Annotated in this window: 27 protein-coding genes; 6 read left to right on the top strand and 21 right to left on the bottom strand. The window is 72.0% G+C overall.

All coding sequences use genetic code 11. The features are described 5' to 3' along the window. Positions 1–37: 37 nt before the first annotated feature. The 6 genes from M8C13_RS11305 to M8C13_RS11280 form a co-directional block, all read right to left on the bottom strand. A complete protein-coding gene (locus M8C13_RS11305; RefSeq protein ID WP_185000556.1) occupies positions 38–589 on the bottom strand; it encodes an NADH-quinone oxidoreductase subunit B family protein in 552 nt (183 codons plus the stop codon). Between the two features lie 3 nt (positions 590–592). Next, positions 593–958, bottom strand: a complete 366-nt coding sequence (locus tag M8C13_RS11300) for an NADH-quinone oxidoreductase subunit A (protein WP_283661859.1) — start codon at positions 956–958, stop codon at positions 593–595. Positions 959–1,300: 342 nt separating this feature from the next. Continuing rightward, positions 1,301–2,599: a geranylgeranyl reductase family protein gene (locus M8C13_RS11295; protein ID WP_252480487.1), complete on the bottom strand. Its 1,299-nt coding sequence runs from the start codon at positions 2,597–2,599 to the stop codon at positions 1,301–1,303. 72 nt (positions 2,600–2,671) lie between these two features. Beyond that, on the bottom strand, positions 2,672–3,355 hold the full coding sequence (locus M8C13_RS11290) for a demethylmenaquinone methyltransferase (RefSeq protein ID WP_252480486.1): 684 nt from the start codon (positions 3,353–3,355) through the stop codon (positions 2,672–2,674). Positions 3,356–3,368: 13 nt separating this feature from the next. Continuing rightward, positions 3,369–4,481 (bottom strand): glycosyltransferase, encoded by a 1,113-nt coding sequence (locus tag M8C13_RS11285; RefSeq protein WP_252480485.1) that lies wholly within the window; start codon positions 4,479–4,481, stop codon positions 3,369–3,371. A 47-nt stretch (positions 4,482–4,528) separates the two neighbouring features. Next, positions 4,529–5,659 (bottom strand): glycosyltransferase family 1 protein, encoded by a 1,131-nt coding sequence (locus M8C13_RS11280; protein ID WP_252480484.1) that lies wholly within the window; start codon positions 5,657–5,659, stop codon positions 4,529–4,531. 276 nt (positions 5,660–5,935) lie between these two features. Here M8C13_RS11280 and M8C13_RS11275 point away from each other — a divergent pair, with 276 nt between their 5' ends. Next, a complete protein-coding gene (locus tag M8C13_RS11275; RefSeq protein ID WP_252480483.1) occupies positions 5,936–6,778 on the top strand; it encodes an inositol monophosphatase in 843 nt (280 codons plus the stop codon). Here the strand turns inward: M8C13_RS11275 and M8C13_RS11270 are convergent. Then, positions 6,759–8,474 carry a hypothetical protein gene (locus M8C13_RS11270; protein WP_252480482.1) on the bottom strand — a complete coding sequence of 572 codons (1,716 nt, stop codon included), beginning with the start codon at positions 8,472–8,474 and terminating at the stop codon, positions 6,759–6,761. The two genes, M8C13_RS11275 and M8C13_RS11270, sit on opposite strands and share 20 nt — an antisense overlap. Further along, positions 8,471–8,773: a hypothetical protein gene (locus M8C13_RS11265; RefSeq protein WP_252480481.1), complete on the bottom strand. Its 303-nt coding sequence runs from the start codon at positions 8,771–8,773 to the stop codon at positions 8,471–8,473. The genes M8C13_RS11270 and M8C13_RS11265 overlap by 4 nt, the downstream gene beginning before the upstream one ends. Positions 8,774–8,854: 81 nt before the next feature. Between M8C13_RS11265 and M8C13_RS11260 the strand changes: the two genes are divergently transcribed. Further along, a complete protein-coding gene (locus M8C13_RS11260) occupies positions 8,855–9,577 on the top strand; it encodes a hypothetical protein (RefSeq protein ID WP_252480480.1) in 723 nt (240 codons plus the stop codon). 10 nt (positions 9,578–9,587) lie between these two features. Here M8C13_RS11260 and M8C13_RS11255 read toward each other — a convergent pair whose 3' ends face one another. The 10 genes from M8C13_RS11255 to M8C13_RS11210 all read right to left on the bottom strand — a co-directional run bounded on the left by M8C13_RS11255 (position 9,588) and on the right by M8C13_RS11210 (position 16,883). Continuing rightward, positions 9,588–10,676, bottom strand: a complete 1,089-nt coding sequence (locus M8C13_RS11255; protein ID WP_252480479.1) for a DUF3558 domain-containing protein — start codon at positions 10,674–10,676, stop codon at positions 9,588–9,590. 111 nt (positions 10,677–10,787) lie between these two features. Next, complete coding sequence (locus M8C13_RS11250; protein WP_252480478.1) at positions 10,788–11,459, bottom strand: hypothetical protein; 672 nt, start codon at positions 11,457–11,459, stop codon at positions 10,788–10,790. Continuing rightward, entirely contained in the window at positions 11,452–12,165 is a 714-nt protein-coding gene (locus tag M8C13_RS11245) for a hypothetical protein (RefSeq protein ID WP_252480477.1), read from the bottom strand. The genes M8C13_RS11250 and M8C13_RS11245 overlap by 8 nt, the downstream gene beginning before the upstream one ends. Before the next feature lie 28 nt (positions 12,166–12,193). Beyond that, positions 12,194–13,279, bottom strand: coding sequence for a 1,2-phenylacetyl-CoA epoxidase subunit PaaE (gene paaE / locus M8C13_RS11240; RefSeq protein ID WP_252480476.1), 1,086 nt, complete (start codon positions 13,277–13,279; stop codon positions 12,194–12,196). Further along, a complete protein-coding gene (gene paaD / locus M8C13_RS11235; RefSeq protein WP_252480475.1) occupies positions 13,279–13,785 on the bottom strand; it encodes a 1,2-phenylacetyl-CoA epoxidase subunit PaaD in 507 nt (168 codons plus the stop codon). Before paaD ends, paaE begins: the two co-directional genes overlap by 1 nt. Positions 13,786–13,790: 5 nt before the next feature. After that, positions 13,791–14,675 (bottom strand): 1,2-phenylacetyl-CoA epoxidase subunit PaaC, encoded by an 885-nt coding sequence (gene paaC, locus M8C13_RS11230; RefSeq protein ID WP_252480474.1) that lies wholly within the window; start codon positions 14,673–14,675, stop codon positions 13,791–13,793. A gap of 7 nt (positions 14,676–14,682) precedes the next feature. Next, entirely contained in the window at positions 14,683–14,976 is a 294-nt protein-coding gene (gene paaB, locus M8C13_RS11225) for a 1,2-phenylacetyl-CoA epoxidase subunit PaaB (RefSeq protein ID WP_252480473.1), read from the bottom strand. After that, a complete protein-coding gene (gene paaA / locus M8C13_RS11220) occupies positions 14,976–15,929 on the bottom strand; it encodes a 1,2-phenylacetyl-CoA epoxidase subunit PaaA (RefSeq protein ID WP_374213055.1) in 954 nt (317 codons plus the stop codon). The genes paaB and paaA overlap by 1 nt, the downstream gene beginning before the upstream one ends. Before the next feature lie 69 nt (positions 15,930–15,998). Then, on the bottom strand, positions 15,999–16,265 hold the full coding sequence (locus M8C13_RS11215) for a hypothetical protein (protein ID WP_252480472.1): 267 nt from the start codon (positions 16,263–16,265) through the stop codon (positions 15,999–16,001). 147 nt (positions 16,266–16,412) lie between these two features. Next, positions 16,413–16,883: a DUF3592 domain-containing protein gene (locus M8C13_RS11210; RefSeq protein WP_252480471.1), complete on the bottom strand. Its 471-nt coding sequence runs from the start codon at positions 16,881–16,883 to the stop codon at positions 16,413–16,415. A gap of 53 nt (positions 16,884–16,936) precedes the next feature. Between M8C13_RS11210 and M8C13_RS11205 the strand changes: the two genes are divergently transcribed. After that, positions 16,937–18,172, top strand: a complete 1,236-nt coding sequence (locus M8C13_RS11205; protein WP_252480470.1) for an isochorismate synthase MenF — start codon at positions 16,937–16,939, stop codon at positions 18,170–18,172. Between the two features lie 54 nt (positions 18,173–18,226). Here M8C13_RS11205 and M8C13_RS11200 read toward each other — a convergent pair whose 3' ends face one another. From M8C13_RS11200 to menB, 3 genes are all read right to left on the bottom strand, one after another. After that, entirely contained in the window at positions 18,227–19,750 is a 1,524-nt protein-coding gene (locus M8C13_RS11200) for a M1 family metallopeptidase (RefSeq protein ID WP_252480469.1), read from the bottom strand. A gap of 133 nt (positions 19,751–19,883) precedes the next feature. Continuing rightward, complete coding sequence (gene menD, locus M8C13_RS11195) at positions 19,884–21,665, bottom strand: 2-succinyl-5-enolpyruvyl-6-hydroxy-3-cyclohexene-1-carboxylic-acid synthase (protein ID WP_252480468.1); 1,782 nt, start codon at positions 21,663–21,665, stop codon at positions 19,884–19,886. Beyond that, complete coding sequence (gene menB, locus M8C13_RS11190) at positions 21,662–22,531, bottom strand: 1,4-dihydroxy-2-naphthoyl-CoA synthase (protein WP_252480467.1); 870 nt, start codon at positions 22,529–22,531, stop codon at positions 21,662–21,664. Before menB ends, menD begins: the two co-directional genes overlap by 4 nt. Positions 22,532–22,549: 18 nt before the next feature. Between menB and menE the strand changes: the two genes are divergently transcribed. The 3 genes from menE (at position 22,550) to M8C13_RS11175 (ending at position 26,027) form a co-directional block, all read left to right on the top strand. Beyond that, entirely contained in the window at positions 22,550–23,722 is a 1,173-nt protein-coding gene (menE, locus tag M8C13_RS11185) for an o-succinylbenzoate--CoA ligase (RefSeq protein ID WP_252480466.1), read from the top strand. 275 nt (positions 23,723–23,997) lie between these two features. Beyond that, positions 23,998–25,086 (top strand): hypothetical protein, encoded by a 1,089-nt coding sequence (locus M8C13_RS11180; protein ID WP_252480465.1) that lies wholly within the window; start codon positions 23,998–24,000, stop codon positions 25,084–25,086. 68 nt (positions 25,087–25,154) lie between these two features. Next, complete coding sequence (locus M8C13_RS11175; RefSeq protein WP_252480464.1) at positions 25,155–26,027, top strand: 1,4-dihydroxy-2-naphthoate polyprenyltransferase; 873 nt, start codon at positions 25,155–25,157, stop codon at positions 26,025–26,027. Positions 26,028–26,095: the final 68 nt, after the last annotated feature.

The raw sequence follows: 26,095 nt of genomic DNA, 5'->3' as shown, positions 1-26,095 counted from the left end.
CCTTGGGCTCGGGGAGGTTCGCGTCAGTCACAGCCGATCACTTCTTCTTGGCGTACCGGACGGAGGACGGGATCATCTCGGTGCGCGCGCCGCTGGCGGCCCGCAGCGCGGCCCGCTTGGGCCCGAGCGGCTCGTCCATGATCTTGGCGTGGATCTTCAGGATCGCGTCCAGCAGCATCTCCGGCCGCGGCGGACAGCCCGGCAGGTACATGTCCACCGGCACGATGTGGTCGACGCCCTGGACCACCGCGTAGTTGTTGAACATGCCGCCGGAGGAGGCGCACACGCCCATCGCGAGCACCCAGCGCGGCTCGGGCATCTGGTCGTAGATCTGGCGCAGCACCGGGGCCATCTTGTTGGTCACCCGGCCGGCCACGATCATCAGGTCGGCCTGGCGCGGGGAGGCGCGGAAGGCCTCCATGCCGAAGCGGCCGAGGTCGTAGCGCGGCGCGCCGGTGGTCATCATCTCGATCGCGCAGCAGGCCAGCCCGAAGGTGGCAGGCCACAGCGAGGACTTGCGGGACCAGTTGACCAGTTTCTCCACGCTGGCCAACAGGATTCCGTTGGGCAGCTTCTCCTCAAGACCCATGACTCAGCTCCAGTCCAGGCCGCCGCGCCGCCACACGTAGACGTAGGCGAAGCCGACCGTGCCGATGAAGAGGGCGATCTCTACCAGTCCGAACAGGCCGAGCTGGCCCGCGGTGACCGCGAAGGGGTAGAGGAACACCATTTCGATGTCGAACAGGATGAACAGCATCGCCGTCAGGTAGTAGGCGACCGGCATCCGCCCACCGCCGACCACCGGCTGGGGCGAGGGCTCGATTCCGCACTCGTACGCGTCGAGCTTGGCCTTGTTGTACCGGCGGGGCCCGATGTACGGCGCGACCGCGACCGAGCCCAGGGCGAACACCAAGGCCAGCAAGAACATCAGCACGAGGGGGAGGTAAGAGTGGAGCACTGTCCCGCCGCCGTCCTTTCCTCATCCGCGCTCGTCAACGGCCGTGACAGCCGCCGTCCGATGGGCACCCTAGGCACCCGGTGCACCACCCCTTGTAGTAAGGTTCACCTAACTAGCTGGGAAGGTGCTGCCGGAGCTTGTGAACTCGTTCACGAACTCCAATGGGCAAGTGTATGACCTGTCCCACTGCCCCCGCGCGCCGGGATCACGCCGCCGATCTCCCCCGCCGGGGCTGCGCCATCAAGATCAGTGGTTACCACCGAACAGCCCAGTCCGCAGCGTGAAGCAGGCCCGGCCCGCGTCCTGGAACGGACGCGGGCCGGGCCGGTTTCGCTTGGGGGATCAGGCAGTCGGGGCGAGCTTGGTGGCGGCGGTGATCACGCGGTCCATCGCGTCGCCGTCCTTGGGGTCGTACAGGCCGGCCAGCAGCTTGAGCACGAAGCGCATCAGCGGCTTGATCGGCATGCCGTACTTGGTGGCGGTGCGCATGATCGTCGGGTTGCCGATCAGCTTGCTGAAGATGTTGCCGAGCCGGTAGTAGCCGCCGAGGGCCTCGGAGACGGCCACCGGGTAGCGGTGCAGGGCGCGCTCGCGGCTGAGGCCTTCCGGGCGGGCCAGGGCGTGCACGACGCATTCGGCGGCCAGCCGGGCGCTTTCCATGGCGTAGCCGATGCCCTCGCCGTTGAACGGGTTCACCATGCCGCCCGCGTCGCCGACCAGCAGCAGGCCGTTGCGGTAGTGCGGGGTGCGGTTGAAGCCCATCGGCAGCGCGGCGCCGCCGACCTTGCCGATCGCGTTGGGCTCGCGCAGGCCCCACTCCTCCGGCGTGCCGTCCAGCCAGGAGCGCAGCAGCTGCCGGTAGTCAACCTTGCCGTAGGCCTTGGAGGTGGACAGGATGCCCAGCCCCACGTTCACCGTGCCGTCGCCCATGCCGAAGATCCAGCCGTAGCCGGGCAGCAGCTTGGGCTCACCGGCGTTGGACTTGTCCCACAGCTCCAGGTGCGACTCGAGGTAGTCGTCCTTGCTGCGCGGGGACTCGTAGTAGCGGCGCACCGCGATGCCCATCGGGCGGTCGTCGCGCTTCTCCAGGCCGACCGAGAGGGCCAGCCGGGCGGAGACGCCGTCGCAGGCCAGCACCAGCGGGGCGCGGTAGGTGACCGGGGTCTTCTCCTTGCCCGCGTTGGCCGTCACGCCGATCACCCGGCCGGTCCGGTCGTCGGTGACCGCGCCGGTGACGTGCGTGTTCTGCAGCAGCCGGGCCCCGGCCAGCTGCGCGTTCTGGGCCAGCATCTCGTCGAAGTCCTGGCGCGGGCGGACCACGCCGTAGGGCGGGAAGGTGGCCAGGTCGGGCCAGTCCAGCTCCAGCGTGACCCCGCCGCCGACCACGCGCAGGCCGCGGTTGTGCAGCCAGCCCGCCTCTTCCCTGGTGTCGATGCCCAGGTCGATCAGCTGCTTCACCCCGCGCGGGGTGAGGCCGTCGCCGCAGACCTTCTCGCGCGGGAACTCGCTCTTCTCCAGCAGCAGCACGTCCAGGCCGGCGCGGGCCAGGTAGGTGGCCGCGGTGGAGCCGGCCGGACCGGCGCCGACCACGATGACCTCGGCGTCCTCGTGCGGCTGACGTCGGCTGGTCGGGGTGGTCATCGAGGCTCCTCAGTCATCGGGGCGAGCTTGTGAACTTCTTCACGAAGTCCCAAGTCGGAGTGTAGTCGGTGGTCAGGGCTTCACTGCGCGGTGCAGGGCGACCACGCCACCGGTGAGGTTGCGCCAGGCCACGTCCTCCCAGCCGGCGCCCGCGATCAGCTCGGCCAGCTCGCGCTGGTCCGGCCAGGCCTTGATCGACTCGGCCAGGTAGGCGTAGGCGTCGGTGTTGGAGGAGAACCGGCGCGCGATGACCGGGAAGGCGCGCAGGTAGGTGTGGTAGCCCAGCCGCATCGGACCCCAGGTGGGCCGGGAGAACTCGCAGATCACCAGGCGCCCGCCGGAGCGGGTGACCCTGGCCAGCTCGCTCAGCGCGAGGCTGGTCTCCTGCATGTTGCGCAGCCCGAAGGACACGGTGACCGCGTCGAAGACCCCGTCGGCGAAGGGCAGCCGCAGGCCGTCGGCGGCCACCATGGGCAGCCCGCGCCGCTTGCCGCGCTGCAGCATGCCGAAGGAGAAGTCCGCGGCCACGCACCAGGCCCCGGTGCTGGCCAGGTCCGCGGTGGAGGTCGCGGTGCCCGCCGCGAGGTCCAGCACCCGGTCGCCCGGCCGCAGGTCCAGCGCGCGGGTGGTCTTGGCCCGCCAGCGCCGGTCCATGCCCATGGCGAGCACCGTGTTGGTGAAGTCGTAGCGCCGCGCGACGCCGTCGAACATCTCGGCTACTTCGCGCGGGTTCTTGTCCAAACCAGCCCTGACCATGGGGGCAGCGTACTTATCGGGTCACTTGCAGCGCTTCGAGCATCCCGTCCACCGCGCGCGGCCACGGGAACTGCTCGGCGCGGGCGCGGGCGGCGGCGCGGCGGCCGACCTCCGGCTTGTCCAGCAGGGCGGTGACCGCGCCGGCGAAGGCGCGGGCGTAGTCGGGCACGGCGGCGCCGCAGTTCGGGCGGACGATCTCGCGCAGCGCGGAGGACTGGGAGACCACCACCGGGGTGCCGGAGGCCAGTGCCTCCAGCGCGGCCAGGCCGAAGGTCTCGTGCGGGCCGGGGGCCAGCGAGACGTCCGAGGTGGCCAGCAGGTCGGCCACGTCGTTGCGGGAGTTGACGAAGCCGAGGAAGGTCACCGGCAGCCCGGCGGCCCTGCGTTCCAGGGCCTCCCGGCGCGGGCCGTCACCGGCGATCACCAGCCGCACGTCGTGGCCGGACTCGTGCAGCTCGGCCAGGGTGTCCACGCTGCGCTCCACGTGCTTCTCCACCGACAACCGTCCACAGTGGACAAGCAGGTTCTCCGCACCGGCGGCCAGCTCCGCGCGCAGGGCGGGGTCGTGCCTGGCCGGGGTGAAGGTGTCCAGGTCGACCCCGAGCGGCACCCGCAGCACGTTGTCCGCGCCGATCCGGTCGAACTCCTCGCGGGCGAACTCGGTGGTGCACACCACGGTCTCGTACCCGGCGGCCATCCGGGTGTTCGCCCAGTCGGCGACCCGGCGGGCGGCCGGACCCGGCAGGAAGAACTGCTCCAGCAGCCGGTCGAAGCGCTCGTGCGAGATGACCACGTTGGGCACCCCGCGCTTGCTGGCCCAGCGGCCCATGCCGCGCAGGGTGATCCGGTCGGAGACCTCCAGCCGGTCCGGCCGCAGCCTGCTCAGCAGCGACTGCACGCGCAGCGGGTCGACCACCCGGTAGCCGCCCATGAACGGCACCTTCGGCGCGGGCAGGGTGATCCGCCGCACGCCGGAGGGCAGCAGCTCGTCGTCCCGGCGCGGGCCGGGCACGATCAGCACCACCTCGTGCCCCGCGGCCACGTACCCGGCGCCCAGGTGGTTCAGCGCGGTGCGCAGGCCGCCCGAACGCGGGCCGTAGAAGTTCGCCAGCTGCACGATCCGCATCGGGGCACCGGTCCTTGGTAGTCGGGCTAGAGCCCTTCCAGAGTGCCCTACGCGGCGTGGCTGTCCGCTTCGGGCAGGGATGTGACCTCGGCGTAGTGACCGAGGAGTTCGTCACACACGGCAGGCCAGGTGCGGCGGAGCACCGATTTCCGGGCCTCCGCGCCGTACTTGGCCCGCAGCACCGGGTCACGCAGCGTGTTGACCGCGGCACAGAGCGCCTCGGCGTGCGCCTCCGCGTCGAAGGGCGGCAGCAGGAAGCCGGTGCGGCCGGGCGTGACCAGGTCGCGCGGGCCGCCGGCGTCCGGGGCCAGCGCGGGCACGCCGGAGGACAGCGCCTCCTGCACCGCCTGGCAGAAGGTCTCGTACGGCCCGGTGTGCACGAACACGTCCAGGCTGGCGTAGGCGGTGGCCAGCTCCTCGCCGCCGCGGAAGCCGAGGAAGTGCGCGTCCGGCAGCAGCTTGCGCATGTGCCCCAGCTCGGGACCGTCGCCGACCACCACGACCTGCACCCCCGGCATGTCGTGCAGCGGGGCCAGCCGGTCGACGCACTTCTCCAGCGCGACCCGGCCGACGTAGCCGACCAGCAGCTCGCCGTTGGGCGCCAGCCGGGCGCGCAGGGACTCGTCCCGCTTGCCGGGGTTGAAGCGGACCGTGTCCACTCCCCTCGCCCAGCGGTGCACCCTCGGGATGCCGTGCTCCTCCAGGGCCTGCACGGCCCAGGTGGAGGGGGCCAGGGTGCGGTCGGCCATGGTGTGCAGCCACTTCGTCCACTTCCAGGCGGCGCGGGCGGTGAGCCCGAGGCCGTAGGAGGAGGCGAAGCCGGCCACGTCGGTCTGGTAGACCGCCACCGTCGGGATGCCCAGCTTGCGCGCGGCCACCAGGCCGCGGGCGCCGACCACGAACGGCGAGGCCAGGTGCACCACGTCCGGCCGGAAGTCCTGCAGGGCCTTGAGGATCTTGCGGCTGGGCCAGCCGATGGGCTGGGCCTTCAGCACGGGCAGCTGGAGCTCCGGCACCCGGACCACCGGGTAGCCGCAGTACTCGTTGACGCCGTTGCCGGGCGCGATGACCAGCGCCTCATGCCCCGACCTGCGCAGGTGTTCGAGCACGCGCATGACGGAGTTCGTCACGCCGTTCACCTGCGGAAGGAAGCTCTCGGTCACGATCGCGACTCGCACGGCACTCACGGTGCCGTCACTCGCGGCCCGTGGGTCGACACGGGCGTGACGCGCCGCGTAACTGTTGTCGAACTCCTCGTTGTCCTGCTTCACGACCGCCGCACCTCGCCTGCTCAGCTCCTTCCCGACTACCCCGGCAGACGGATGTTCACCCCCATCGCGGGTGCCCGCCACTCCGGCGCGCCGTGGGCCGAACCGCAGTCTTGACCTGGTGATCCCCGACACGTCACCTTCGCTTCGCGTCACTGACACCGTACGCGGTCAGGCTAGGTCGGCATGACCGTCGTGCCCCCAGCGCCTCCGCACCCCGTCGAACCAGGGCTTTTGTCCAGGGCGCTGGAGGTGGCGGGCCGGCTGGCCAACGACGCCGCCGACGTGATCACCGCCACCGCGGGCCGCGGCGCGCACCCGGAGGCCGGGGACAATCCCTTCGACTGGGTGACCGACACCGATCACACCCTGGAGCGGCACACCCGCCGGGTGCTGGCCAGGGAGTTCCCCGGCATCCCGGTGATCGCCGAGGAGTTCGGCGCCGAGGCGCACCCGCCGGGCGCGGAGTACCGCTGGCTGGTCGACCCGGTGGACGGCACCGCCAACTACGTGGCCGGCATTCCCTGGTGCGCCTACAGCCTGGCCCTGATGGACAGCGCGGGCCCGGTCGTCGGTGTGGTCGCCGACCCCTACCGCGGCCAGATCTACGCCGCCGCCCGCGGCCGGGGCATCCGGGCCAACGGCGCCCCGGTCCGGCTGGACCCGCACGCCGGCGTCTCCGGCGGCATCGTCTGCGCCGAGCTGACCAGGGCCGGGCCCTGGCCGGGCATGGGCGAGTTCATCACCGCCGCGGCCCTGGCGCACACCGGGGTGCGGGTGCTCGGCTCGGCGGCGCTGGCGGTGGCCCAGGTGGCGCTGGGACACGCGGTGGCCGCGGTGCTGGAGAGCTATCGCGAGTGGGACGTGGCCGGGTCGATCGCGCTGGCCCTGGAGTCCGGCGCGGTGATCCTGGACCGGCAGGGGCGGCGGCGGTCGCTGCCCGCGGACGGGATGCTGGTGGCCACCCCGGCCGCGGCCGCCGACGTGCTGTCCTGGTGGCAGGCCGGGACTACTTCCCACCCTGGCTGACCCCGCCGCTGACGCTGCCCGCCTGCACCGAGCTGTCCATGTTGCCGCCGACGAAGTTCAGCCTGCCGCCGGTGTTGTCGATGTGGTTGTTGATCACCTGGTTGGCCCGGGCCTGGAACTCGACCACGGAGATGCCGCGGGCGGTGAGGAACTCGCCGATGGCCCGGAACGCCTTGGCCTCCAGCAGTTGCAGGTAGCGCTCCAGGTCCTTGCGCTGGAAGTAGTTGGCCACGTCCTCATCGGCGGTCAGCTCGCGCAGGCTGGCGGCCGCGCCGTACTTGTCCGGCACCAGCATGCCGTGCGGCTGCGGGATCGGCCGCAGGGTGCGGAACAGGCCCTGGATCCGGCGGGGCGCGGTGACCGGCAGGCTGAGCAGGCTGCCGAAGGCGTGCCGGATCGGCGCCCACGGGGTGGCCGGGCGGCGGTCGGCGACCCGGTAGTGCTCGGCCACCGGGCGCAGCACGCACGGCGTCCACTCCAGGTAGAGCATCTCCTTGTCCGCGGCCAGGTGCAGGTAGGTGGAGACCACCAGGTTGCGGTCCCAGGTCTCGACCTGGAAGCAGCGGTAGTAGCGCATCCACTCCAGCGGCCGTTCGCGCAGCTCGGCGACGATCTCCGCGGGCAGGGTGCGCACCGGCGGCCGGTCCACATCCGGCAGCACCCAGCCTGCCCGCTCGTCGTGCAGGTGGTCCAGCAGGGTCTCCGCGGCCACCACGACCTGGTGCCGCGGGGTCAGGCCGCCCAGCCGGCGTTGCGGGGACAGCGAGGCGGAGCCGCCCAGCTTGGCCAGCTCGGTGGTGACGTGGTCGTACAGCTCGGTGAGGGTGAACCCGGTCGGCTGGCTCGCCCCGGCCGGGTCCAGCGGCAGCGCGATGGACCAGGGCTGGAACGGCACCCCGCTGCCGACGAACGGGTGGTAGTCCCGGTAGACCAGCACGTCGGTGTCCTGCTTGGTCTCCTCGAACCGGCCCAGCGCGCGGCGCAGCCGGGGGAAGCCGAGGTTGCGGACCAGGCGTTCGCCGCGCCAGGCGCCCTCGGCGGGCGCGGCCTGGAAACCGGGGCCAGGACGGAAACTCCGGTTCAGCAGCGCGGCCAGCAGGAACTCATCCGCCAGCACCACCAGCAGCGCGATCAGCACGAACACCCAGGGCAGCAGACCGATGTCGGTCGGGTCCGGGGCGCGGCGGGAGCCGGTGACCTCCCGGGGCGCGAACTGGTTGGCCACCACCAGCACCGCCAGCACCAGGAACAGGATCAGCGCCCAGCGCCGGATCCGGCGCACCGCCTGGAGCTTGACCACCCCGCTCCACTCGCGCAGCAGGGTGGAGCGCTGGCCCGCGGCGTGCCGGGGTGAGAGGTAGCTCCAGGCGATGGCGTAGAGCAGCCACAGCATGAACAGGTAGCCGCCGGTGTAGACCACGCCGAGCAGGCACACCAGCAGGATCGCGTCCCGGATCCGGCGGCGGGTGCGGGCGGCCACCGCCTCGCGCAGCACCGCGCCCACGTTCACCCCGGGCATCGGCGGGGCCGCGCGCAGCGGCTCGACCAGCGTCTCCCGGATCGCCTGGTCGGCGAACTCCTGGTCCAGGTGGGCGGCGGCGCACAGGTAGCGGGTGGTCTCGTCCTCCTGCCGCCACGGCGCCCTGGCCGCGTGGCGGGTCGCGGTCCTGGCCCAGGGCAACACGGTGTCGGTCACCGTTCTCCTCCGAATCCGCCGAACGGGCCGGTCGTGGTGGTCTCACCGGTGGTGGTCGGCGTGCTGGTGCGGCGGGTGGTGGGCCGGGTGGTGCGGGTGGTCGGGCGGGCGGTGGGGAAGTAGGTCGGGAAGTAGGTGTCGGTGGGCTCGAAGCTCGGTTCGACGGGATATTCCTGATAGCTGTCGCCGGTCAGCGTGACCAGCGCGATCGCCCCACCGCTGACGGTGAGCCAGCCGAGCGCGAGCACCGCGCCCAGCGCCAAGGAACTCAGTTGCCTGGGGGTTCCGTTCGGAGGCACTCGAGGAAGCTAGCCCCGGCGGAGCAGCCCCACTGCGTCATAGGTCACAGAAGATTCGACCGTTATCGCCAGACTTCACCCATGACCACCGAAGTCCAGGCGGACCGACTGCGCACCATCGTGCGGGCCAAGTGGGGACTGCGGGCCCCCGGCTCCTCCCCGGCCGACGAGCAGGTGCTGACCGCTGACGAACTGGCCCTGGCGCAGGACCACGAGGGCGCGCTGACCGGCTACCGCACCGCGCTCGCCCAGGACCCGGCCAACGAGGTCGCCGCGCTGGGCGAGGTGGTCGCGCTGCTGGCCACCGGCGCCACCCAGCCGGCCCTGTCGATCATGGAGACCCGGTTCGCCCAGCGCCAGGGCGATCCGGTGACCCGCTTCCACCTCGGCCTCGCGCTCTACGCGGACAGCCTGGAGGTCCGGGCGCACACCAGGGGCGGCGCGCCGATGATCATCTCGCGGCGGCAGGCGGAGACCTGCCGGTCGCTGGCCGACCGGATCACCGCGCTGGGCCTGGAGGATCCGCTGCTCAACCAGGCCGCGGCGGACCTGCGCGCGGAGGCCGAGGCGGACCAGGCGTGGGTGTGGAGTCCCGGCACCAGGTACGCGCCCGTGGCGATCGGGCTCGGCCTGAGCCTGCTGCTGCTGGCGCTGGGCGCGGCGGCCGAGGACGGCACGCCGATGGTCGTCGGCGGACTGCTCGGCGCGGTGACCCTGTTCCTGCACGTGGTGCTGAACCGGCGGCAGCGCCTGGACCTGCGCTCCCGCCGGTACGCCCGGCTACTGACCCATCGCGGGGCCTAACCCGACTCGCCTAGAGCCCGGCGAGCACCTGCTCGGTGGCCTGGTTCACCGTGCCGCAGTCGGCGGGCGGCACCTGCTTGCCGTTCGGCGGCTTGCTGAAGTCGATCGAGACGTCGGCCTCCACCTTGACCAGGTGGGCGCTGAACTTCACGTCCTTCTGCCCCGGCTTGACCGTGATCGAGTTCAGGCAGCGGCCACCCTTGCCCTGGTCCACGCTCATCACCCGGACCCCCGGCAGGTCGGCCATGGTGATCTTCTCGGCGCGCAGGCCGCCGCTGGAGTTGGCCTCGGGCTCGTCGTCGAGGTCCCAGCTGACGCTGACCAGCAGCTTGAGCGGCTCGGTGGGGCTGGTCAGGTAGATCCGGCAGTCGTACGGGCTGACGTAGTCCACCCGCTGGAGCTGGTAGTTCGGGTACAGCGCGGTGAGCTGGTCCTTCTTGGCGCACGGGTCCTTGCCGAGCAGGCGGCTGTCCGGGGCCGCGGTGCGCGCGGGCGGCGACTCCAGCTTCGGCGCGAGCTGGGCCAGGTAGGCGCCTGCCTGCTGGCAGCGCTCGGGCCAGGGCGCGGGCTTACCGGTGTTGGGCACCATCCGGGCGCGCAGGGTGGCGGAGAAGTCGGTCTGGCCGAGCTGGATCTTGGCGTGGCAGGTGTCGTCCTTGTCGCCACTGCTGAAGGTGGGGAAGTAGACCTTGCGGCCACCCACGTCCTCGGCCTTGTCCTTGGCCTTGTCCTTCGGCTCGTACGGCGCGCCCACCTTGAGCTCGAAGAGCCAGAAGTGCTCGGCGTTGGGCGTGCCGCCGATCCCGGTGCAGCCGTGGAAGCCCGGCCCGGGGGTGACGATCACCTTGGGCCCGAACTTCTTCAGGAACTCCTGGTCGTGCAGCGCACAGATGTCGGCTTCCTGGATCTTCTTCATCAGCGCGACCGCGGTCTCGGAGGACTTGTCCGACTCCACGGGCGCGCCCGGCCGTCCGGTGCTGGTGGGCCGGGCAGCGCCGCTGGGCGTCTGCGCGGCCTGCGGGGTGCCGGGGATGGCGGTGGTGCAGCCCGCCGCGATCACCGCGACTAGGCACACGACTCCGGGGAGGAGGCGGGACATGGCTGACATGGGGTCCTCTGGCGCACTCGGTCTGGTCCTTCCCCCCGTTCGGCGGAACGGTAACAGCGGGACCAGCCCCTCCGCCGGGAAACGAACTGATCAGGCGATGCCTCAGTCCGCCTGGCGCAGGTGCGGCAGCTGCTGTTCGAGCAGCTGGAGCTGGCTGTCCACCCGCTTGAGGTCGGGCTGGGCCATCAGCTGGGTGATCAGCTCGCCGATCCGGCGCTCGGTGGCCGAGAACTCCGCGGCCGCGGCCACCAGCCGCCGGTACAGCGGGTGCTCGGTGAGCCGGGGCTGCCGGGGCGGGTGCAGGCGGCGGCCGGTCTCGGCCAGCGAGCGCGCGGTGGGCAGCTCGGCCCGCATGGTGGCCACGATCTGGCTGAGCCAGTCCCGCGCGGGCGAGGGCGGCACCTGGGCCAGGGCCTGGTCGCAGCGCCACACCGGCCCCTCGCAGTCGGCCAGCAGCCGGGACCAGGCGTCGTTGACCGGCGGCAGCGGCGGCAGCGGCCGGTGCGCGGGCATCGGCGGCGGCAGCGCCGGACGGCGGCGCTCCCCCACCGTGCTGACCGCCATCACCACGCCGCCGATGACCAGTCCGGGCAGCCCGCCGACGATGGCCGGGCCGAACAGCAGCGAGAACAGCGCGATCACCGCGGTGCCGCCGGCGAAGGACCCGCTGATGATCAGGATCAGCAGGAAGGGCAGGAAGACCACGCCGTAGCCGATCAGGAACCCGGTCAGCACCGGGTTGTGCTCGCGGTGGCGCGGATCCCGGTCAGTCATGGTCGATCTGACGCAACAGGGGCAGCTGCTGTTCCAGCATGCGCAGTTCGTCACCCGCTCGATGCAGCCCTGGCGCGCCGGCCAGCCGCACGATGATCTCGCCGAGGTGCCGTTCGGCCGCGGCGAACTCGGCCACCGCCGCGGCCAGCCGCACCCGCGCCGGGTGCTCGGGCCCGGCGTGCAGCCGCCGCCCGGTCTCGGCCAGCGTCCGCGCCGCGTCCAGCTCGCCGCGCATGGTCCGCAGGATCCGGACCAGCCAGTCCTTGGCCGGGGACGCGGGCACCGCCTCGGCCGCATGCCGGACCCGGCGCAGCGAGCCGGCGCACTCCTCGAACATCGCGGTCCAGACATCCGGCGGCGGCGCGCGGAACTCGGCGGGCCGGGCCATCGACGGCCGCGGTGGCGCGACCGGCTCCGGCGCGGGCTCCGGCAGCGCCTCGGCGACCGGGCCGCCGCGCAGCAGCCCGAGCGTGGCCCCGGCCAGCGCGCCCAGCCCGCCGCCGACCAGGCTGATCAGCACCAGCACAGGGAGCACCGGGATGTCTGCGTCCACCGGCACCAGCAGGTGGCCGCCGAGGAAGGTGGCCACCGCCCCGGCCAGCGAGCCGAGCGCCGTCGAGGTGGACAGCCGGGGGACGCGCACACGGGCCAGCGACGTGCGCGGCCCGCGCTCGGGCAAGCCCGGAATACCAGGCAAGGTGGTCACCCACCCCAATTTACGGGCTACCGCAAGCTCAGGCGTCGAAGTCCACCGTCACGGTGTCGGTCACCGGCAGGGCCTGGCAGGTCAGCACGAACCCGGCCGCCACCTCGTGCGGCTCCAGCGCGAAGTTGCGCCGCATCCGCACCTCGCCCTCGGTGACCTTGGCCCGGCAGGTGCCGCAGACCCCGCCCTTGCAGGCGAAGGGCAGGTCGGCGCGGACCCGCTGCGCGGCGTCCAGGATCGGGGTGTCCCTGGGCAGCGCGAGCACGGTCTCCCGGCCGTCCAGCAGCACCACCACCTCGGCCGCTTCACCGTCCACAATGGACTCTTCCTCGCGGACCAGCTCGGGCGGCGGCTCGTCGACGTAGAACAGCTCCTGGTGCACCCGCTCGACGGGCACCTGCCTGGCCAGCAGCACGTCCTGGGCCGCGGTGACCATGCCGTAGGGCCCGCACAGCCACCAGTGCGCGATATCCCGCACCGGGACCAGCAGGTCCAGCAGCTTGCCGATCCGCTGGGCGTCCAGCCGCCCGGCGAACAGCTCCACGTCGCCGCGCTCCCGGCTGAGCACGTGCACCAGCTGCAGGCGGCCGCGGTAGGCGTCCTTGAGGTCGGCCAGCTCCTCGGCGAACATCACCGTGTCGCTGCGCCGGTTGCCGTAGAACAGGGTGACCCGGCTGTCCGGGCAGTCGGCGAGCAGGGTGGCCGCGATGGACAGCACCGGGGTGATGCCCGAGCCCGCGGCCAGCAGCACGTGGTGGCCGCCCAGCTCGGTCGGGCTGAACCCGCCGGAGGGCGGCAGCACGTCGATCTTCTCGCCCGCGCGGACCTCGTCCACCAGCCAGGAGGAGAACAGGCCGCCGTCCACCCGGCGCACGCCGATCTGCGGGGCCCGCCCGCGCGGGGCGCAGATCGAGTAGGACCGCCGCTCCTCCACGCCGTCCGGGGTGAGCCTGCGCAGGGTCAGGTACTGGCCGGGGCGGAAGGCGAACTCCGCGCTCAGCTCCTCGGGCACCGCGAAGGTGACCGCGACCGCGTCCGCGCACAACTGGTCGACCCTGGCCACCTCCAGGGTGTGGAAGGCCGCGCGAGGGCGCGACATCGCCGGAGCGGCCATCAGATCTCCTTGACGTGCTCGAAGGGTTCGGCGCAGGCCGAGCAGCTGCGCAGGGCCTTGCACGCGGTGGAGGAGAACCGGGACAGCTCGACGGTGTCCCGTGATCCGCAGCGCGGGCAGGGCACCACCGCGCTGGGCGGGTCCAGCCGCAGCGGCACCGGTCCGGCCAGCCGCGGCCCGATCCGCTGGGGCGGCGCGATGCCGTGCTCGAGGAGCTTGCGGCGGCCGTCCTCGCTGATCCAGTCGGTGGTCCAGGCCGGGCTGAGCACGGTGCGCACCTCGACGCGCTCGAATCCCGCTTCACGCAGGCCCTTGCGCAGGTCGGCGCGCATCTCGTCCAGCGCGGGACAGCCGGAGTAGGTGGGCGTGATGGTGACCAGCACGCTGTCGCCGCTGACCGCGACCTCGCGCAGCACGCCGAGGTCGGCCAGGGTGAGCACGGGCAGCTCGGGGTCGAGCACCGCCTCGGCCGCCGCGCGTGCTCGCTCCACTGTGGACGGTGCCATGGCGGTCACCACACCGCGTCCGGCTGGGAGCGGGCGATGTGCTGCATCTCGGCCAGCAGGTAGCCCATCGGCTTGGAGTGCACGCCGTCCCGCCCGGCCCGGCCGCCCACGGTGGCCAGCGGAAGGACCTCGGGGCGGGTCAGCGTGGCCGCGGCCAGCACCTGGTCCAGCACCGCGTCCACCTCCGCGCGCAGCTCGCTCGGGTCCACCGCGACCCCGGCCTCGGCCAGCCGCAGCTCCACCGGGTGCGCGGTGAACAGCTCTTCGAGGTACGGCCACATCCGGTCCAGCCCGGCCTGCATCCGCCGGTGCGACTCCTCGGTGCCGTCGCCGAGCCGGACGGTCCACTGCGCCGCGTGGTCGCGGTGGTAGGCCAGCTCCTTGACGCCCTTGGCCGCGACCGCGGCGAGCACCGGGTCGGCCGAGGCGGACAGCCTGGCGAACAGGGCCAGCCGGGCGGTGGCGAACAGCAGCAGGCGGGCGATGGTCTGGGCGAAGTCGCCGTTGGGCTGCTCGACCAGCCGGACGTTGCGGAACTCGGTCTCGTCCCGGAAGTAGGCCAGCCGGTCCTCATCGCGGCCCGCGCCCTCGACCTCGCCCGCACGGGTCAGCAGCAGCCGGGCCTGGCCGAGCAGGTCGAGCGCGATGTTGGCCAGCGCCACGTCCTCCTCCAGCTCCGGCGCGTTCGAGCACCACTCGGCGGTGCGCTGGGACAGCACCAGCGCGTCGTCGCCGAGCATCAGCGCGTAGGCGAACAGGTCCGCACGGTCCACTATGGACGGAATCGCTCTGTCCACAGTGGACATCTCGTCGTGGAAGCCGGAACCGTAGGCCCACCGGGCGTCGTCGTGCTCCTCGGCGAGTGCCTGGTAGGCGTTGTCGAAGGACATCAGTGCCTCACAGGTGCGGGACGCCGTCGGGGATGTCGTAGAACGTGGGGTGCCGGTAGACCTTGTCCCCCGCCGGCGCGAAGAACGGGTCCTTCTCGTCCGGACTGGAGGCGGTGATCGACTCGGCGGGCACCACCCAGATGCTCACGCCCTCGTTGCGCCGGGTGTAGAGGTCGCGCGCGTTGCGCACGGCCATCTCCGCGTCCGGGGCGTGCAGCGAGCCGACGTGCACGTGGTTGAGCCCGCGCCGGCCGCGCACGAAGACCTCCCACAGCGGCCAGGAGGAACGCACCTCTGCCATCACGCGACTCCCTTCGCCCGTGCCGCCCGCTTGGCCGCGTAGGCCGCGGCCGCCTCCCGCACCCAGGCCCCGTCCTCGTGCGCCCGCCGCCGGTGCTCGATCCGCTCGGCGTTGCACGGCCCGTCGCCCTTGACCACCCGCATCAGCTCGGCGAAGTCCGGCGTGCCGAAGTCGTAGTGCCCGCGCGCGGCGTTCCAGCGCAGTTCCGGGTCGGGGAAGGTGACGCCGAGCGCCTCGGCCTGCGGCACCGACATGTCCACGAACTTCTGCCGCAGCTCGTCGTTGGTGTGCCGCTTGATCCGCCAGGCCATGGACTGCTCGGTGTTCGGCGAGCTGTCATCCGGCGGCCCGAACATCATCAGCGACGGCCACCACCAGCGGTCCACCGCTTCCTGCACCATCCGCCGCTGGTTCTCGCTGCCCCGCATCATGGTCATCAGCAGCTCGTAGCCCTGCCGCTGGTGGAAGGACTCCTCCTTGCAGACTCTGATCATCGCGCGGGCATAGGGCCCATAGCTGGTGCGGCACAGCGGCACCTGGTTGCAGATCGCCGCCCCGTCCACCAGCCAGCCGATCACGCCGACGTCGGCGAAGGTCAGCGTGGGGTAGTTGAAGATCGAGGAGTACTTCTGCCGCCCGCTGATCAGCTTCTCGGTCAGGTCGGTCCGGTCCGCGCCCAGCGTGGCCGCCGCCGCGTACAGGTACAGCCCATGACCGGCCTCGTCCTGCACCTTGGCCAGCAGAATCGCCTTGCGCCGCAGGCTGGGCGCCCGGCTGATCCAGTTGCCCTCCGGCTGCATCCCGATGATCTCCGAGTGCGCGTGCTGGGCGATCTGGCGGATCAGGGTGGCCCGGTAGGCCTCCGGCATCCAGTCCCTCGGCTCGATCCGCCCGTCCGCGGTGACCGTGGCGGTGAACTCGGCTTCCAGCCCTGGCGGTTCGGTTTCGAGCACGGCAGACACCTCCGGCCGGTCGGGAACACGCTCGATGTTACACCGAATCGCCGAAGTTGGAAGAAAGTGTCACACGGGAATCCAGGCGAAGCACAGCCCGGCGACGTCGAGGGCAACCAAGGCGCCGAGCGTGAACCAAGCCGACTCCCGCTTGGTCGGCGCTCGCCAGGAGAACACCGCTAGGACCGTGGCCACCAGGCAGCCGCCCAGCGCGACGATGGTCTTGGTGACCGGATGGAAGAAGACCAAGATCGCGGCGCAGACCGTGATGACAACCACGGCCCAGCAGAGGCGGTCACAGAGCGGCTGCCAGGGGTCGCGAGTTTCGTAGGCCACATCCGGAACGTATCGTCGGCCAGTTGTCACCTCACCAAGCGTCCCGCAGATGGGAGGCCCCGCTGGGACTGACTTACCGTCTCGGCGCCGCTGCTGTTCGCGATCCTGCGCTGGCCGTGCTGGACCGAGCCGTGATCGTTCCCCGGCTCAGGTTTGCCGGCGCTTCTCCAGCCAGCGAACCAGGGGATACGCGACCACCCACGCGCCCGCGATCACCGCGATGATCGGCCAGATGCCCATCCAGGCGTGCCGGCCGGCGACGCGGACCAGGTCGTCCGGGGCGTTGAGGTCGTACTCGACCTGGACCATGTTGCCCTCGGCCAGGCCCTGTGGGTACAGGATGCCGCGGCTGGGGCTGTGGATGGCGCCGTCGGGGGTGTTGTAGCGGACGATGGTGCGGCCGAAGGTGACGGCCTGGACCTCGGCCACGGCGGTGCCGGTGCGTTTGCCGATCTTGTAGTCGTTGACCAGCATGGCGCCGAAGAGCACCACGCACATCAGGGTGAGCAGGCTCGCGGCCGCCAGCACCGCGACCGAGGTGCGGCGCAGCCTGCGCGGCTTGGGCAGTGTCGCCACGCGACGGCGCAGCCGGTCCAGTAGTCCTGCGTTCTCCGCCACAGCACGAACTGTAGTGCGCGCGGCCGGGCGGGCGCGGGCCATACGCTGCTGGGGTGACCTTCGCTCCGTATCGCCGCAGTGCGCGCGCCGTGCGAGTGCGCACCCGGGAGCTGCCCGCCGGGGTTGACCTGCTCGGACAGCTGCCCGACGCCAACGACGTGCTCGCCTGGGTGCGGGAGGGGGACGGGCTGGTCGGCTGGGGAGTGGCGGCCGAGTTCCGCTGTTCCGGGCCGGGCCGGTTCGCCGCCGCGGATGACTGGTGGCGGGAGCTGCGCGCCTCGGTGGAAGTCGAGGATGAGGTGGGACTGCCCGGGACCGGGGCGGTGGCCTTTGTCAGCGTGACGTTCGCGGACGGGCCCGCCGAGTCAGTGCTGGTGGTGCCGCGGGTGATCGTCGGGCGGCGGGACGGGCGGGCCTGGCGGACCGAGATCGGCGAGCCGGCCGGGGACCCGGTGCGGCCGGTGCGCGGGCCGGGGCTGGTGCGCTACGCCGAGGGCCGGCTGCCGGTGACCCGGTACCGGGAGGCGGTGCGGGCCGCGGTGGCCCGGATGCGGGCCGGGGAGCTGGCCAAGGTGGCGCTCGCGCACGACCTGCTGGCCACCGCGGCCGAGCCGTTCGACCCGCGGTTCCTGCTGGCCGGGCTGGCCCGCCGGTATCCGAGCTGCTGGGCCTACTCGGTGGCCGGGCTGGTCGGCGCGACCCCGGAGTTGTTGTTGCGGCGCAACGGGTCCGAGTTCTCCTCCCGGGTGCTGGCCGGGACCACCTGGCCGCGCGAGGGCGCTACCGAGGACGAGCTGGCCGCGGAGCTGCTGGCCTCGGCGAAGAACCGGGAGGAGCACGAGTACGCGGTGCGCTCCTTCGTGGACTGCCTCGGTCCGCTGTGCGCCGAGCTGGCCGCCCCGGCCACGCCGGAGGTGCTGCGGCTGCGCAACGTGCTGCACCTGTCCACCGACGTGCGCGGCAGGCTGCACGACGACGGCTCGCTGTTGCGGCTGGCCCAGGCGGTGCACCCGACCGCGGCGGTGGGCGGCACGCCGACGCCGGACGCGGTGGCGCTGATCGCCGAGCTGGAGGGCATGGACCGGGGCCGCTACGCCGGACCGGTGGGCTGGATCGACGGCGCGGGCGACGGGGAGCTGGGCATCGCGCTGCGGTGCGCGCAGCTGGACGGCAACACCGCGCGGCTGTTCGCCGGGTGCGGGATCGTGGCCGACTCCGATCCGGACACCGAGGTGGCGGAGGCGCGGGCCAAGATGATTCCGGTCAGGGACGCGCTCGAAGGGGCATAAGGAAACGGCGGGAACCCCTTCGCGAAGAAGGAGTTCCCGCCGTCCTTTGTGGACTTACTTGCCCGCGCGGGCGGACAGGTCGTGCAGGATCTGCTGGTTCTCGATCGCCTTCTTGGCGTTCTTCGGCTCCTTCACCTTGGCCGCGCGCTCGGTGCCCTGGGTGGAGACCTCGGGGTTGAGCTTCGGCTTGCCCTTGGTGAACAGCCAGGTGTTGAAGACCTCGTCCAGCTTCTTGCCGGAGAGCACCTCGGCCAGCGCCTTGAACTCCTCGATGGTGGCGTTGCCGTACTTCTTGTTCTCGGTCCAGGTCTTCACCGTCTGGAAGAACACCTGGTCGCCGACGGTCTTGCGGATGGCGTGCACGGCCATCGCGCCGCGGTCGTACACCGCGTTGTGGAACTCGTTGCCCGAGCCCGGCTCGCCGACGACGACCTGCCAGAACGGGTCGCTCTCGGCGTAGCGCGCGTAGGTGAAGTCGAACCACTCCTGCGCGGTGCCCTCACCCTTGTGCTCCGACCACAGCCAGGGCGCGTAGGTGGCGAAGCCCTCGTTCAGCCAGATGTTGCGCCACTTGGCCACCGACACCGAGTCGCCGAACCACTGGTGCGCCAGCTCGTGCACCACCACGTTGACGTTGACGCCGTTGCGGAAGAAGCCGGTCGCGTAGGTCGGCCGGGTCTGGTTCTCCAGCGCGAAGGTCAGGCCCTCCTTGGGCACCACCCCGCCCTGGGCCTCGAACGGCCACTCGCCGAAGACGGTCTCCAGGTACTCGATCACCTCGGGCGTGCGCTCCAGCGAGGCCTTGGCCGCGCCCTCGAACTCGCCGAGGCCCTCGGAGTAGGCCGTGATGAACGGCTGACCCTTGTGCCCGGTGCTCTGGTGGATCTCGAACTGGCCGATGGTCAGGAAGGCCAGGTAGGTCGCCATCGGCTTGGTGGAGCGCCAGTTCCAGCGGGTCCAGCCGCCCGGCTGCACCGCCCGGCTCTTCAGCGAGCCGTTGGAGAGCACCTCCACCCCGGTGGGCACCGCGACGCTGATGTCGAAGGTCGCCTTGTCCGTGGGGTGGTCGTTGCTCGGGTACCACCAGCGCGCGATGTGCGGCTCGTTGATCGCGGTCGCCCCGTCGGAGGTCCGCTTCCACAGCGTCTGGCCGTTGATCTTGACCGTGGAGGGCACGCCCTCGTACTCCACCACCACGGTCAGCAGCGAGCCCTTGGTCGCCTGGCGGCCCGGGGTCACCACCAGCTCGGCCTCGGGGGTCTGGGTGAAGCTCGCCTTGGCCCCGTTGACCCGCACCGACTTCACCGGCAGCGCGAAGTCCAGGTTGAACCGGGTCAGGTCCTGGGTCGCCGCGGCCACGATGGTCGTGGTGCCGGTCAGCGTGTCGCTGGCCGGTTGGTACTTGAGGCGGATGTCGTAGTGCGAGACGTCGTATCCGCCGTTGCCGTCGTTCGGGTGGTACTCGTCACCGATGCCGGGAGTACCGACCGAATCGATGCCAGCCGACGCCGGCCACGCGAGCAGCGCGACGGCCGCTGCCGTCGCCGCCGCCACGCGGAGGCTGTGTCGTCGAAGCATGGTTGCCCCTCCTGAGTGTGCGATCGTGCAGGTAATCGCACGCTGGAACATAGTCAGATGCGCAGGTCAGCACCAGGCTGTTACGGGTATGCCCAGGACATGGGATGGGGTGAAACGGAAAAACTGAACGAGCTCAGGACGCGGTGATCACGGCCCGCACCCTGGTCCGCAACAGCTCGTGCACGGCGCGCAGCCGTTGCCGGTCCGCGCGCACCTCCACCACCTGGATGCCCGGCGCCGGTCGCAGCGCCGCCCGGAAGTCCGCCCCGTCGGTGGCCAGCCGGTACCGGATGCCGTAGCCGGCGCACAGCGCGCCGAGGTCGGAGCCGTGCGGGGTGCCGAAGACCCGCTCGAAGGAGTCCGAGTGGTCCGGCGCGCCCTGCTCCAGCAAGGAGAAGATGCCGCCGCCGTCGTCGTTGAGCACCACGATGGTCAGGTCCGGCCGCTGCTCCAGCGGGCCGAGCAGCAGGCCGTTGAGGTCGTGCAGGAAGGTCAGGTCGCCGAGCAGCGCGTAGCCGTGGCCGACCCGGCTGTCCGCGCTGACCGCGCCGAGCACCGCGCCGATCGCGCTGGAGACGCTGCCGTCGATACCGGCCACGCCGCGGTTGGAGATCACCACCGGGCCGAGCCTGCGCGCGCCGACCAGGTCGATGTCGCGCACCGGGTTGGAGCTGCCCAGGAACAGCACCGCGTCCTCCGGCAGCTCGCTCATCAGCGCGCGGGCCACGTGCAGCCCGGTGGGCCACTGCTCACCGGCGAGCAGCTCCGCCACCACCGAGGAGGCCAGCGCGTCGGCCTGCTGCCAGTCGGTCAGCCAGTCCGGGTCGCCGGGGTAGGTCTCCACCCAGTTGCGGCTGCCCTGCTCGATGTCCATGGCCGCGTAGTTGAGGTCGTCCAGGCCGAGGTAGCCGGTGACGTGCGTGGCCACGTGCTGCGGGTCGGCCCAGGACTCGCCGTTGCGCACCACGTGCACCACCGGCACCGTCTTGAGCAGCTTCTGCACCCCGCGGGAGAGGGTGGGCCGCCCGATCACCACCACCGAGTCCGGCCGCAGCTGCTCCGGCAGCTCGCCCGCGTTGAGCAGCAGCGAACCGTGTTGCAGCACCACCGCGCCGGAGGCCATCGGCCCGCTCATCGCGGTCGGTTCGGTGATCACCGGCCAGCCCAGTTTCGCCGCCACCTCGCAGGCGGAGTGCGCGGCGTTGAGGTCGGCGTCACCCACCACGACCAGGGTGCGCGGCCGCAGGTGGAAGATCGGGCCGCCGCCGACCGGGTCGGTGCCGACGAAGCCGGGGCTGACCGAGGTCCAGCGCTCGGACTCCGGCCGCCCGTCCAGCGGCTCCGGCCAGTCGGCCAGGTCCCCGTCCGGCACCAGCGGTTCCCGGAACGGGATGTTGACGTGCACCGGGGTGCCGGTGTCGGCCTGCACCACCGCGCGGCAGACCAGCCCGCGCCACACCGCGTTCTGCCCGGCCCGCCGCTCGGCCACCGGGAAGTCGATGGTGCCCGCCGCGCCGCCGTAGACGCCGTTCTGCTGGATGGTCTGGTTCGCCCCGGTGCCGTAGACCTCCGGCGGCCGGTCCGCGGTGACCACCAGCAGCGCGGCCCCCGAGTGGTACGCCTCCAGCACCGCCGGGTGCAGGTTCGCCACCGCGGTGCCGGAGGTGCACACCACGGCGGCGAACCCGCGCCGGTGCGGCCGGTGCGCCAGTCCCTTGGCCAGGCCGAGGGCGAGGAAGCCCGCACTGCGCTCGTCGATGCGCACGTGCAGGGTGAGCCTGCCTGCCTTCGCGGCCTCGTAGAGGGCGAAGGACAGCGGGGCGTTGCGCGAGCCGGGGCAGAGCACGACCTGACGCACGTCGTTGCGGATCAACTCGTCAACGACGACCCTGGCTTGCGCTGTGGAAGGGTTCACGGTCGCTTCGGGAACTTCCCGAAGTCGGGCTTGCGCCGCTCGGTGTAGGCGTTGCGGCCTTCCTGCGCCTCTTCGGACATGTAGAAGAGCAGGGTGGCATCACCCGCGAGCTGCTGGATGCCGGCCAGGCCGTCGTCGGCGGCGTTGTGCGAGGCCTTGAGCATGCGCAGGGCCAGCGGCGAGTGCTGGAGCATCTCGCGGCACCACTGCACGGTTTCCTTCTCCAGGTCCTTCAGCGGCACCACCGTGTTGACCAGGCCCATGGCCTCGGCCTGGTGGGCGTCGTACTGGCGGCACAGGTACCAGATCTCGCGGGCCTTCTTCTGCCCGACCATCCTGGCCAGCAGACCGGAGCCGTAGCCACCGTCGAAGGAACCGACCTTGGGGCCGGTCTGGCCGAACCTGGCGTTGTCCGCGGCGATGGTCAGGTCGCAGACGACGTGCAGCACGTGGCCGCCGCCGATGGCGTACCCGGCGACCATGGCGATCACCGGCTTGGGCGTGCGGCGGATCTGGATCTGCAGGTCGAGCACGTTCAGGCGGCCGATGCCCTTCTGGGCCACCTCGTCCTCGCCGATGTAGCCGTCGTTGCCGCGGATGCGCTGGTCACCGCCGGAGCAGAAGGCCATATCGCCCTGCCCGGTGAGGATGATGACGCCAACCTGGTCGTCGTCGCGCGCGCGGTTGAAGGCGTCGGAGAGCTCGAAGAGGGTCTGCGGCCGGAACGCGTTGCGCACCTCGGGCCGGTTGATCGTGATCTTGGCGATGCCCTCCGCGGTCTCGTACCGGATGTCCCGGTAGTCGCCATCCGACTTCCAGTCGGCAGCGAGCTCGATCGAGGAGTGGGCGGGGTCGGTCGCGGTCACAAGATTAGGCTAACCCCGATGCGCTGCCGTCCGATTCTGACCCTGACCTGCGACAACACCGCAGGCTCGGCTAGTGATGCTCACCACGCCCTGCGCGCCGCGCTGGACGGCGGTCCGGCGCTGTTGCCGCTGGCCCCGGGCCTGGCCGGACAGCGGGTGGCCGCCGCCCTTAGACCGGAAGAGGGTGAGCAAGACCTCGGTGTGGCACTGATCGTGCCCACCTCCGGCTCGACCGGGACGCCCAAGGGCGTGCTGCTCACCGAGGCCGCGCTGCGCGCCTCGGCGGCCGCCACGCACGAGCGGCTGGGCGGTCCCGGTCGCTGGCTGCTCGCGCTGCCGGTGCACCACATCGCCGGACTCCAGGTGCTCACTCGGTCCCTACTGGCCGGTTTCGACCCCTGCGTGCTCGACTCCGCCACCGGCTTCCGCCCGGCCGCCTTCGCCGCGGCCGCCGAGCCGCTGCTGGCGCAGGGCCGGGCCTACACCGCGCTGGTGCCGACCCAGCTCTCCCGACTGGTCGCCGAGGGCGGCGCGGCGCTGGCCGCGCTGCGCGGGTTCGCCGCGGTGATCGTCGGCGGCGCGGCCACCCCGCCCGCGCTGCTGCGCGCGGCCAGGGACGAAGGCGTGGCGGTGACCACCACCTACGGCATGAGCGAGACCGCGGGCGGCTGCGTCTACGACGGCCTGCCGCTGACCGGGGCCAAGGTCCGGCTGGGCGAGGGCGGCGCGGTGGAGCTGGGCGGTCCGACGCTGGCCAACGGCTACCGGCTGGCCCCGGAGGCCACCGCCGCGGTGTTCGCCGACGGCTGGTTCCGCACCGGCGACCTGGGCCGCCTCACCGGGGACGGGCGGCTGGAGATCCTCGGCCGGGCCGACGACGTGATCATCACCGGTGGCGAGAAGGTGCCACCGGCGCTGGTCGAGCGCGCGCTCACGGACTGCCCCGGCGTGCTGGAGGCCTGCGTGGTCGGTGTGCCGGATCCGGAGTGGGGCCAGGCGGTCGCGGCCGCGGTGGTGCCTGCCGACTGGACCGAGCCGCCCGCGCCGGAGCGGTTGCGGGAGGCGGTCCGGGAGGTCGCGGGCCGGGCCTGCGCGCCGCGCCGGGTGGTGTTCCTGCCCGAGCTGCCCCTGCGCGGACCAGGCAAGATCGACCGGCGCGCGGTCGGCGAGCTGCTGGCCGAACCCGACTAGGCCAAACCGGTTACCAACTTTCAACTGGTTCATACGATCCGTTGACAACTCACCACTTGTCCGGTTTCCCTGTCTGGGCGATCCGGACATGCGGCCCCTGCTGCGGTTGATCCGCTCCGCGTGCTCCGGGGAACGGAGCAGTCATGCGCGTCCCGAACAAGGCCCGGACGCGATTACTGGGCCTCGCCATGCCAACGATTGCCCTGCTCGCCCTGCTAACCGCACCAGCAGTCGCAACGCCAACCGGTCCCCCGACCTGGACTCCTGATCTCACGGTGATCGACGAGGACGACAGCAACGTCAGCACCACCGGCGGCGCGGTCACCCTCGGCTCCACCGCGGCCGAGCACGCCAGCGCGCGCACCGGCCTGGCCACCGGCTTCCTCCAGCTCACCCCGCACCAGCTCGACCAGCCGGTCAACCGCGTCGCGGCCGCCGTCCGCAGCGAGGTCCCGGCAGGCGCGGAGCTGGCCATCGACGTCCGCGGTCAGCTCGGCGAGGAGGAGTGGACCGAGTGGGCCGAGGCCAAGCCCGGCGAGCCTGCGGTGATCTCCGCGCCGTCCAAGGTGATCCAGATCCGGGTCGCGCTCACCGCGCCCAAGGGCCAGACGCCCAAGCTCACCGCGCTCACCCTCACCGCCGACCTCGCGCCCAGCGCCCCGTCGGCACAGGGCGTGCAGGGCCTGAGCTACCGGGTGTTCGCCACCAGGGAGGGCCTGGTCGGCGGCACCACCGCGAACGGTCACGTGATCGTGGCCAGGGACCACTTCGTCGCGCTGCCGTCCCGGCGCGGCCTGGCCAGCAAGGGCACCGGCACCTACAGCGTGAAGGTGTGCGCGGCCAACGGTCGCTGCGAATGGGCCCCGGTGTGGGACGTCGGTCCGTGGAACATCAAGGACGACTACTGGAACCCCTCGGCCACCAGGGAGATGTGGAAGAACCTGCCGCAGGGCAAGCCGCAGGCCCAGGCCGCCTACCAGGACGGCTACAACGGCGGCAAGGACGGCTTCGGCCGCAAGGTGGCCAACCCGGCCGGGATCGACCTGGCCGACGGCACGTTCTGGGACGGCCTGAAGCTGACCGACAACTCCTGGGTGACCGTGGAGTACCTGTGGACCGGCGGCGGCACCTTCGGCACCGTGCGCACCTCGGGCGACACGCTCAACGTGCGCACCGGGGCCAGCTCGGCCAACGCCCAGGTCGGCCTGGCCGCGAACTTCGCCAGGGTCAAGGTGGAGTGCCAGGTGACCGGGGAGAACGTGACCGGCACCCAGGGCACCAGCAACGTCTGGTTCCGGATCAGCGCCGGGAAGTTCGTCTCCAAGGCCTACATCGCCGGGGTGGGCACGGTCGGCCGCTGCTGACCGTGGCGCGTGCCCGCCCGCGCGGGGGCGGGCACGCGTTCCCACCAGCCGTGTTGCAGGATGACGGCATGCCGACAGTCGCCCAGTGGGTTGAAGGTGCTCGTCTGCGGACCCTGCCGAACGCGGTGGCGCCGGTGGTGGTCGGCTCGGGCGCCGCCGCCGCGGTGGAGGGCTTCAACGCCCTGCAGGCCGTGCTGTGCCTGGTGGTCGCGCTCAGCCTGGTCATCGGGGTCAACTTCGCCAACGACTACTCCGACGGCATCCGCGGCACCGACGACAACCGGGTCGGCCCGCTCCGCCTGGTCGGCTCCGGCACCGCGCCGCCGAAGACGGTGCTGCGCGCCGCGCTGGCCTGCTTCGCGCTGTCCGCGGTGGCCGGCGCGGTGATCGCGGTGACCTCCGGCCACTGGTGGTTCATCCCGCTCGGCGCGGTGTGCATCGCGGCCGCCTGGTTCTACACCGGCGGCAAGAAGCCGTACGGCTACGCGGCCCTCGGCGAGATCGCGGTCTTCCTCTTCTTCGGCCCGGTCGCGGTGCTCGGCACGCTCTACATCCAGTCCAGCGAGCTCACCGGCGCGGGCATCGGCGGCGCGGTCGGCGCGGGCCTGTTCTCCGCCTCGGTGCTGGTGTCGAACAACCTGCGCGACATCCCCTCGGACCGGGAGACCGGCAAGCGCACCCTGGCCGTGCTGCTCGGCGACCGGGACACCCGCGGGCTCTACACCGCGCTGGTGGTGGTGCCGTTCCTGCTCACCACGCTGATCGGCTTCCGGGAACCGTGGGCGCTGCTCGGGTTCCTGGCCGCGCCGCTGGTGTTCTTCTCGCTGCGACGGGTGCTGCGCGGGGACTCCGGGCTCAAGCTGATCCCGGTGCTCAAGGACACCGCACTGGCGATGCTGGTGTGGTCCCTCGGCACCGGGATCGGCCTGGCGATCGGCTAGAGGTCGTGTGTGGTGGATCTTGCACGCGATCGCCGGGCCCAGGCCGCCCCTGGCGGTGCCGCCGGAAC

It is taken from the genome of Crossiella sp. SN42, from assembly GCF_023897065.1.
Lineage (GTDB): Bacteria > Actinomycetota > Actinomycetes > Mycobacteriales > Pseudonocardiaceae > Crossiella.
The sequence above is the reverse complement of the archived record's forward strand: the minus strand, read 5'-3'. Positions and strand labels throughout refer to the sequence as shown.